This is a genomic window from Vibrio sp. Vb0598, assembly GCF_033338935.1.
Classification (GTDB): Bacteria; Pseudomonadota; Gammaproteobacteria; order Enterobacterales; family Vibrionaceae; genus Vibrio; species Vibrio alginolyticus.
Genome location: NZ_JAWOTP010000231.1, coordinates 1 through 1135, shown reverse-complemented (window position 1 = coordinate 1135; position 1135 = coordinate 1). Strand labels below are relative to the sequence as shown.

The following is a 1135-nucleotide window of genomic DNA, read 5'->3' as shown; positions in this document are numbered from 1 at the left end:
AAGCTCATAACGGTTAAAGCCTGGTTTAGAAAGTCTTCTCGGTTTTCAAATTCATGCGGTTTTTTGCGCACATCCCTGTAAAAAGTCTTACTTGAGTCAGACATTGAGTTATCCTTTTTTACGTTTCAAAGCTGAACCATCTCAACTAGAGTTTCGCGAGGTACACAAACCTTCGACCAATACGAGACCACACCCTAGCTGCTATCGAGCACCTTTATTGATTTGCACTTATTAAGCATGTGTTGCTACCGGTAGGAATATTAGACATTAGTAAAAGAGCAACAAAACTCCCACTTATTAAACATTAATTTAACAATACATTGGTGTGCGTTGATCTTGTATGAGTTGTATTCTCTAGGTAAGCCAAAGGGAGAACGGTCGTCGCTCCAACTTATGTTTGTTAAAGACTAAGTTTTTGGGGAACGTAAGGGTTGCTATTGAGGTACGTTGTCTATTTGCAGTCAGCTTGAAGCCATTAGAAATAATGGTGTGAAAGGAATTAAATAGAGTTTCTGACTCTGAATGATTTTGGGCAAGAAGTAAGTGAATCATGGTAAGCCAATTCGTGCTTACCATGATTTCTGCTCGTATGTACTGGCATTCGAGAAACTCGAAAGTCAGCTCATGAGCTCTGGGTAGAGGCTATGTTCTGTAGAGAACCTTGACCACATGCCAACCAAATTTTGTTTTGACCAAGTGCGGAGTTAACACTTCACCAGAAAAACAAACTTTGTCGAATTGAGGCACCATTTGACCGCGACGTAACTCACCGAGGTCACCACCACGTTTGCCAGACGGGCAAGTTGAATATTTTTTCGCTAGTGTTTGGAATTTAGCGCCTTTTTTCAGTTGCTTGATGATGTCTTCAGCTTGTTCTTTGTGCTTAACAAGAATGAGCAATGCGGCTGCTGTGTTTGCCATGTGTTTATCTCTCACTATTCTGGTGGCGCAAGTTTACCGACTACACCGGTTTGCGCCAAACATTTCTCCACCTTACCCATTTTAGGCCATGGCTTGCCCCCAAAACACTTGGCTAGATGATGAAAACCTGTGCAACTCGGGTAATATTGACCTCGATTTATAAAGAGATTGCTTAAAAAGCTCACATTTACTTCCTATACGGTTGAAGCTGTCG

General features: G+C 41.6%; 2 protein-coding genes. Both read right to left on the bottom strand.

Annotated elements, in window-relative coordinates; all coding sequences use genetic code 11:
- Window positions 1-104, bottom strand: a 104-nt coding sequence (locus R7Q38_RS24320; protein WP_318114637.1) for a DUF3360 family protein, incomplete at its 3' end; no start/stop codon positions are given.
- A 538-nt stretch (window positions 105-642) separates the two neighbouring features.
- Window positions 643-921: a peptidylprolyl isomerase gene (locus R7Q38_RS24315; protein WP_318114635.1), complete on the bottom strand. Its 279-nt coding sequence runs from the start codon at window positions 919-921 to the stop codon at window positions 643-645.
- Window positions 922-1135 lie beyond the last annotated feature (214 nt).

Coding starts and splice junctions, on each gene's coding strand:
- R7Q38_RS24315 (WP_318114635.1), bottom strand. CDS start 921: ATGGCAAACACAGCAGCCGCATTGCTCATTCTTGTTAAGCACAAAGAA.